Source organism: Burkholderia sp. Tr-20355, from assembly GCF_017104685.1.
Taxonomy (GTDB): Bacteria; Pseudomonadota; Gammaproteobacteria; order Burkholderiales; family Burkholderiaceae; genus Burkholderia; species Burkholderia seminalis.
The window spans coordinates 1-7,057 of the sequence record NZ_JAAGPK010000257.1 but is presented as its reverse complement, the minus strand read 5'-3'; the positions used below and the strand labels follow the sequence as shown (position 1 = coordinate 7,057).

General features: G+C 66.4%; 7 protein-coding genes. 6 read left to right on the top strand and 1 reads right to left on the bottom strand.

The annotated features are described in order from the left end of the window. The 6 genes from G3N62_RS33440 to hslU form a co-directional block, all read left to right on the top strand. Positions 1-829, top strand: an 829-nt coding sequence (locus G3N62_RS33440) for a tyrosine recombinase XerC (protein WP_206141455.1), incomplete at its 5' end; no start/stop codon positions are given. Between the two features lie 76 nt (positions 830-905). Beyond that, a complete protein-coding gene (locus tag G3N62_RS33435) occupies positions 906-2,120 on the top strand; it encodes a class I SAM-dependent rRNA methyltransferase (protein ID WP_049035196.1) in 1,215 nt (404 codons plus the stop codon). 101 nt (positions 2,121-2,221) lie between these two features. Then, positions 2,222-3,397: a GTP-binding protein gene (locus G3N62_RS33430; protein WP_175029366.1), complete on the top strand. Its 1,176-nt coding sequence runs from the start codon at positions 2,222-2,224 to the stop codon at positions 3,395-3,397. A gap of 496 nt (positions 3,398-3,893) precedes the next feature. Next, positions 3,894-4,310, top strand: coding sequence for an RNA polymerase-binding protein DksA (dksA, locus tag G3N62_RS33425; protein WP_006477498.1), 417 nt, complete (start codon positions 3,894-3,896; stop codon positions 4,308-4,310). 235 nt (positions 4,311-4,545) lie between these two features. Continuing rightward, positions 4,546-5,082 (top strand): ATP-dependent protease subunit HslV, encoded by a 537-nt coding sequence (hslV, locus tag G3N62_RS33420; RefSeq protein ID WP_006477497.1) that lies wholly within the window; start codon positions 4,546-4,548, stop codon positions 5,080-5,082. Positions 5,083-5,092: 10 nt separating this feature from the next. Further along, positions 5,093-6,436: an ATP-dependent protease ATPase subunit HslU gene (hslU, locus tag G3N62_RS33415; protein ID WP_034190252.1), complete on the top strand. Its 1,344-nt coding sequence runs from the start codon at positions 5,093-5,095 to the stop codon at positions 6,434-6,436. A gap of 65 nt (positions 6,437-6,501) precedes the next feature. On the opposite strand, the gene G3N62_RS33410 is transcribed toward hslU, so the two are convergent. Then, complete coding sequence (locus tag G3N62_RS33410) at positions 6,502-7,044, bottom strand: response regulator transcription factor (protein ID WP_021156278.1); 543 nt, start codon at positions 7,042-7,044, stop codon at positions 6,502-6,504. Between the last annotated feature and the right edge of the window lie 13 nt (positions 7,045-7,057).

The following is a 7,057-nucleotide window of genomic DNA, read 5'->3' as shown; positions in this document are numbered from 1 at the left end:
CGACGAACTGAAGAAGCTCGCGGCCGGCCGGCCGCTCGACGCGCTGACGGCCGCCGACATGCGCGGCGCGGTCGCGCGCGCGCATGCGGGCGGGCTGTCCGCGCGGTCGATCTCGCACCGGCTGTCCGCCTGGCGCGCGTTCTACCGCTGGCTCGCGCAGCGCGTCGAGATGCCCGCGAATCCGGTTGCCGCGGTACGCGCGCCGAAACGCCCGAAGACCTTGCCGAAGGCGCTGTCGGTCGACGACGCGTCCGCACTGATGGACGCGCCGCTCGCCGGCACGACCGAAGGCATCCGCGATCACGCGATCCTCGAGCTGTTCTATTCGTCGGGGCTGCGCCTCGCTGAACTGATCGGGCTCGACGTGATGTATACACAGGCCGACGGCTACCGTTCGACCGGCTGGCTCGATCTCGCCGAAGCCGAAGTCACCGTGCGCGGCAAGGGCAACAAGGAACGCAAGGTGCCGGTCGGCCGCAAGGCGATCGACGCGCTGAACGCGTGGCTCGCGGTGCGCGGCGAATTCGTCAGGCACGACCCGCATCCGCTGTTCGTGTCCGTGCGCGGCAACCGGATGTCGCCGGGCGTCGTGCGCGAGCGCGTGAAGCGCGCGGCGCTCGCCGCGGGCATCCCGGCCAACGTCCATCCGCACGTGCTGCGCCACTCGTTCGCGACGCACGTGCTGCAGTCGAGCGGCGACCTGCGCGCGGTGCAGGAACTGCTCGGCCACGCGAGCGTCGCCGCGACGCAGGTCTATACGTCGCTCGACTTCCAGCATCTCGCGAAGATTTACGACAGCGCGCATCCGCGCGCGAAGAAGCGCGACTGACGCCCTTCCCGTGCTACCCGCCGCGCACGGCGACCGATAACGGTCGGCTTCCGTCGCGGCCCATTTCGATCTCATCATGCAAACCGTCACCCTCAAGCCGTCCAAGGAAAAATCGCTGCTGCGCCGCCATCCGTGGATCTATGCGAATGCGATCGACCGCGTCGACGGCAAGCCCGCGCCCGGCGCGACCGTGCTCGTGCGCGCGCACGACGGCCGCTTCCTCGCGCGCGGCGCGTACAGCCCGCAGTCGCAGATCCGCGTGCGCGTGTGGAGCTTCGACGAGCACGAGCCGATCGACCACGCCTTCTTCAAGCGCCGCGTGCAGCGCGCGGTCGCGCACCGCACGACGATGGTGTCGGGCACCGGCGCGGTGCGGCTCGTGTTCGGCGAGGCCGACGGGCTGCCGGGGCTGATCGTCGACTACTACGTCGCGGACACCGCCGAAGCCGGCGCCGCGCCGCGCGGCCAGCTCGTCTGCCAGTTCATGGCGGCCGGCGTCGAAGCGTGGAAGGACGCGATCGTCGCGGCGCTCACCGGCGCGACGGGTTGCCCGAACGTGTACGAGCGCTCGGACGTGTCGATCCGCGACAAGGAAGGGCTCGAGCAGACGACCGGCGTGCTGGCCGGCGATGCGCCGCCCGCGACGCTGATCTCGAACGAAAACGGCGTGCGCTATCACGTCGACGTGCCGAACGGCCACAAGACGGGCTTCTACGTCGACCAGCGCGACAACCGCGCGCTCGTCGCGCAGTACGCGGCCGGCCGCGACGTGCTGAACTGCTTCTGCTACACGGGCGGCTTCTCGCTCGCGGCGCTCAAGGGCGGCGCGACGCGCGTCGTGTCGATCGACTCGTCGGGCGATGCGCTCGCGCTCGCGCAGCAGAACGTCGTCGCCAACGGCTTCGACGCCGAACGCGCGACCTGGCTCGACGCCGACGCGTTCAAGACGTTGCGCCGCCTCGTCGACGAAGGCGAGCGTTTCGACCTGATCGTGCTCGATCCGCCGAAGTTCGCGCCGACCCGCGACAGCGTCGATCGCGCGGCGCGCGCGTACAAGGACATCAACCTGAGCGGCTTCAAGCTGCTGCGTCCGGGCGGCCTGCTGTTCACGTACTCGTGCTCGGGCGCGATCGACATGGACCTGTTCCAGAAGATCGTCGCGGGCGCGGCCGCCGACGCGAAGGTCGACGCGCGCATCCTGAAGCGGCTCGGCGCGGGCGTCGACCACCCGCTGCTCGCCGCGTTCCCGGAAGGCGAATATCTGAAGGGCCTGCTGTTGCAAATCGTCTGATCGCCCCGATCTAGACGCACACCCGCGTCCGCCGGCCCTCCGCGCCTGGCGGACCGGCGCTCGCCCCTGTCGTCCGGACGACGGGCGCGGGCTTGACAGGTATGTTTCAATGGATGGTTGTGCGCCCCGGCTCGCAGCGCGAGGGCGCGACGCACATCCTGGTTTTGACCCCGATTCACGAACCACAGGCGACCGACATGGCCACTCCCGTCACCATCCTCACCGGCTTCCTCGGCAGCGGCAAGACGACCCTGCTCAAGCGCATCCTGAACGAACAGCACGGCATGAAGATCGCCGTGATCGAGAACGAATTCGGCGAAGAGAACATCGACAACGAAATCCTCGTGCAGGATTCGAACGAGCAGATCATCCAGATGAGCAACGGCTGCATCTGCTGCACGATCCGCGGCGACCTCGCCCGCGCGCTCGGCGATCTCGCCGCGAAGAAGCGCGAAGGCAAGCTCGACTTCGACCGCATCGTGATCGAGACGACCGGCCTCGCGAACCCGGGCCCCGTCGCGCAAACCTTCTTCATCGACAGCGAAATCGCCGACGACTTCCTGCTCGACGCGGTCATCACGCTCGTCGACGCGAAGCACGCGAACGCGCAGCTCGACGAGCACGAAGTGGTGCAGCGCCAGGTCGGTTTCGCCGACCGCCTGTTCATCACGAAGTCGGACCTCGTCGACGATCAGACCGTCGCCGGCCTCAAGCACCGCCTGATGCACATGAACCCGAAGGCCGCGATCAAGGTCGTGAATTTCGGCGAAGCCGACATCAAGGAAATCTTCGACCTGCGCGGCTTCAACCTGAACGCGAAACTCGAGATCGACCCCGACTTCCTCGCCGAAGACGACCACGCGCATCACCACCACGATCACGACCATGAGCACGATCACGCCGGTTGCGATCACGATCACGGCCAATGCGCGCACGATCACGACCACGGCCACCACCATCACCACCACGCGCACCACGACGACAAGATCAAGTCGTTCGTGTACCGCAACGACCGCCCGTTCGATCCGAACAAGCTGGAAGACTTCCTCGGCGGCATCCTGCAGATCTACGGCGAGCGGATGCTGCGCTACAAGGGCGTGCTGTACATGAAGGGCGTCGACCGCAAGGTCGTGTTCCAGGGCGTGCACCAGATGATGGGCAGCGACCTCGCCGCGAAGTGGCTGCCGGTCGAGAAGAAGACCAACAAGATGGTGTTCATCGGCGTCGACCTGCCGCAGGACCTGATCACCGACGGCCTCGACGCCTGCCTCGCCTGACGCGCGCGGGCACCGCCGCGCACGGTGTCGCCCGGCCGCCTTTCCCGGTGGCCGAGGCGCCCGCGCGGCGCACTTTCCGGGCAGGGTTTCGCCGTCATCGCTTTTTCGCGATTTGCGCGTTATATTTTCTAGATATTGGCGCAGCCGACGGGGATCGACCCGATACGGCGCCCGCTTGCGATTCAGTTACAATACGTGCCCGCTGGAGTACGGCAACAAACAGGCCCGGTTCTTGCTGAACCAGTTTTCCGGGCATCGCAACCGCGCCGGATCGCCAATCCGCCTCCCGGCCGCGGCCGATGCGATGTGCCGCGCAGCACACCGGTTCGCAGCGCGCGCAACTCCGCGCCAGGCCTATCCTGGTATTTGAGAACCGGTTTTCCAGAGGCTTTCGGCCCCGCGGCGGCAAATCGCAAATGAATGCAAACGCGGTTGCGGGTAATCCCAAAGTGCAGGCAATATCTCTTGATTTGCCGCACATTGAAGAAGCAAGCAGATGACGAAGAAACTCTTGACCGAAGCCGAAATCCTGAAGATGAGCGACAAGGATTACATGAATGAGGATCAGCTCGCCTTCTTCAAAAATCGGCTCGAACAGTTGCAGGCGGACATCCTCAAGAATGCAGGCCAGACGACCGAGAACCTGCGCGAAACGGTGATCGTCCCCGATCCCGCCGATCGCGCGACGATCGAGGAAGAGCACGCGCTCGAGCTGCGTACGCGCGATCGCGAACGCAAGCTCCTCAAGAAGGTTCAGCAGTCGCTCGCCCGCATCGATTCCGGCGATTACGGCTGGTGCGAGGAGACCGGCGAGCCCATCGGCATTCCGCGGCTGCTCGCCCGTCCGACCGCCACGCTGTCGCTCGAGGCGCAGGAGCGCCGCGAGTTGCGCCAGAAGCTGTTCGGCGACTGATCGAGCGGCGTTCCGCTCAGACACGCTGCTTCCCGAAAGCGCGCGGCCTGCCGCGCGCTTTTTGTTTTTCCGGCACCGGTTCCCGGTGTGCCGATTTGCCCCCCGCCTCTTGATATCCCGGTGCCCGCCCTAAAATGAAACGGACGCGCGCCGGGCCGCTCCCCGGCGCACTGCGGATTCACGCGGCGGCGCGTCGCGCCGCCCGACTCTTCCCCGTTTTTCTCAAGGAACGCAGATGGAGCAATTTCACGGCACGACCATCGTTTCGGTCCGGCGCGGCGACAAGGTCGCGCTCGGCGGCGACGGCCAGGTAACCCTCGGCAACATCGTCATGAAGGGTGGCGCGCGGAAAGTGCGGCGGATCTACAACAACCAGGTTCTGGTCGGATTCGCGGGCGGCACCGCCGATGCGTTCTCGCTGCTCGACCGCTTCGAGGCGAAGCTCGAGAAGCACCAGGGCAACCTGACCCGTGCGGCCGTCGAGCTCGCGAAGGACTGGCGCACCGACCGGATGCTGCGCCGCCTCGAGGCGATGCTGATCACGGCCGACGCCACCACCACGCTCGTGATCACCGGCAACGGCGACGTGCTCGACCCCGAAGGCGGCATCTGCGCGATCGGCTCGGGCGGCGCCTACGCGCAGGCCGCGGCCCGTGCGCTCGTCGAGAACACCGAGCTGTCGCCGCGCGAGATCGTCGAGAAGTCGCTCGGGATCGCCGGCGACATGTGCATCTACACGAACCACAACCGCATCATCGAAACGATCGAGTAAGGACCGCACCATGAGCACCATGACCCCTGCCGAGATCGTCTCGGAACTCGACAAGCACATCATCGGCCAGGCGAAGGCGAAGAAGGCCGTCGCGGTTGCGCTGCGCAACCGCTGGCGCCGCCAGCAGGTGGCCGATCCGCTGCGCCAGGAAATCACGCCGAAGAACATCCTGATGATCGGGCCGACGGGCGTCGGCAAGACCGAAATCGCGCGCCGCCTCGCGAAGCTCGCCGATGCGCCGTTCATCAAGATCGAAGCGACCAAGTTCACCGAAGTCGGCTACGTCGGCCGCGACGTCGACAGCATCGTGCGCGACCTGATCGAGATCTCCGTCAAGCAGACGCGTGAGACCGAGATGCGCAAGGTGCGCAGCAAGGCGACCGACCAGGCGGAAGACCGCATCCTCGACATCCTGCTGCCGCAGCCGCGCGCGGTGGGCTTTGGCGGCAATGCCGAACACGCGAACGACGACAACAACGCGACGCGCCAGACCTTCCGCAAGCGCCTGCGCGAAGGCCAGCTCGACGACAAGGAAGTCGAGCTCGACCTCGAGCAGCCGTCGGCCGGCATGGACATCATGGCGCCGCCGGGCATGGAAGAGATGACCGAGCAGATCCGCTCGATGTTCTCCAACCTCGGCAGCGGCAAGAAGCAGCGCCGCAAGGTGAAGATCAAGGAAGCGCTGAAGCTGCTGACCGACGAGGAAGCGGCGAAGATGCTGAACGAAGAGGAAGTGAAGACGAAGGCCGTGCAGAACGTCGAGCAGAACGGCATCGTGTTCCTCGACGAGATCGACAAGATCACGTCGCGCAACAACGAAGGCAGCGGCGGCGAAGTGTCGCGCCAGGGCGTGCAGCGCGACCTGCTGCCGCTCGTCGAAGGCACGACGGTCAACACGAAGTACGGGATGGTGAAGACCGATCACATCCTGTTCATCGCGAGCGGCGCGTTCCACCTCGCGAAGCCGAGCGACCTGATCCCCGAACTGCAGGGCCGCTTCCCGATCCGCGTCGAGCTCGACTCGCTGTCGGTGAACGACTTCGAAGCGATCCTCGTCGCCACCGACGCGAGCCTCGTCAAGCAGTACCAGGCGCTGCTCGCGACCGAGGACGTGCAGCTCGAATTCGCCGAAGACGGCATTCGCCGCCTCGCGGAGATCGCGTTCGCGGTCAACGAGAAGACCGAGAACATCGGCGCGCGCCGGCTGTACACGGTGATCGAGAAGCTGCTCGAGGAAGTGTCGTTCTCGGCCGGCAACCACGCCGGCGAGCGCGTGACGATCGACGCGAAGTATGTCGATCGCGCACTCGGCGAAGTGTCGCAGGACGAGGACCTGTCGCGCTACGTGTTGTAACGCGCGCGGCACCGGATACGAAACGGGCGGCCCGGCGGGCCGCCCGTTTTCGTTGGTGCGCCCGCTTACTGGCGCACCGGCTTTTTCGCGAGCTTGCGCTGCAGCGTTCGGCGGTGCATGTTCAGCGCGCGTGCGGTCGCCGAGATGTTGTTGTTGTTCTCGGCCAGCACGCGCTGGATGTGCTCCCATTCGAGCCGGTCGACCGACAGCACGACCGGGTTCTCGAGCGCCTCGTCGGCCTGCACCTCGGTCGCGTTGGTCTGCAGCGCGGCCAGGATCGACTCGACGTTCGCCGGCTTCGCGAGGTAGTTGTCGGCGCCTTCCTTCACGGCCTGCACGGCCGTCGCGATGCTCGCGTAGCCGGTCAGCACCAGGATCCGCGCGTCGGGCTGCAGGTCGCACAGCGGCGCGATCAGGCTCAGGCCCGAATCCTCGCCCAGGTGCAGGTCGACGGTGATGAACTGGAACTTGCCGCCGGCGGCGAGCCGCAGCGCCGCCTCCTTGTCGTGCGCCTGCTGGACCGCGTAACCGCGCCGCTCGAGGCCGCGCGCGAGCGTGCCCGCGAACACCTCGTTGTCGTCGATCACCAGGAAATTGTTCTCGCTCATGTGGTTTCTCCGA

Coding starts and splice junctions, on each gene's coding strand:
- G3N62_RS33435 (WP_049035196.1), top strand. CDS start 906: ATGCAAACCGTCACCCTCAAGCCGTCCAAGGAAAAATCGCTGCTGCGC.
- G3N62_RS33430 (WP_175029366.1), top strand. CDS start 2,222: ATGTTTCAATGGATGGTTGTGCGCCCCGGCTCGCAGCGCGAGGGCGCG.
- dksA (WP_006477498.1), top strand. CDS start 3,894: ATGACGAAGAAACTCTTGACCGAAGCCGAAATCCTGAAGATGAGCGAC.
- hslV (WP_006477497.1), top strand. CDS start 4,546: ATGGAGCAATTTCACGGCACGACCATCGTTTCGGTCCGGCGCGGCGAC.
- hslU (WP_034190252.1), top strand. CDS start 5,093: ATGAGCACCATGACCCCTGCCGAGATCGTCTCGGAACTCGACAAGCAC.
- G3N62_RS33410 (WP_021156278.1), bottom strand. CDS start 7,044: ATGAGCGAGAACAATTTCCTGGTGATCGACGACAACGAGGTGTTCGCG.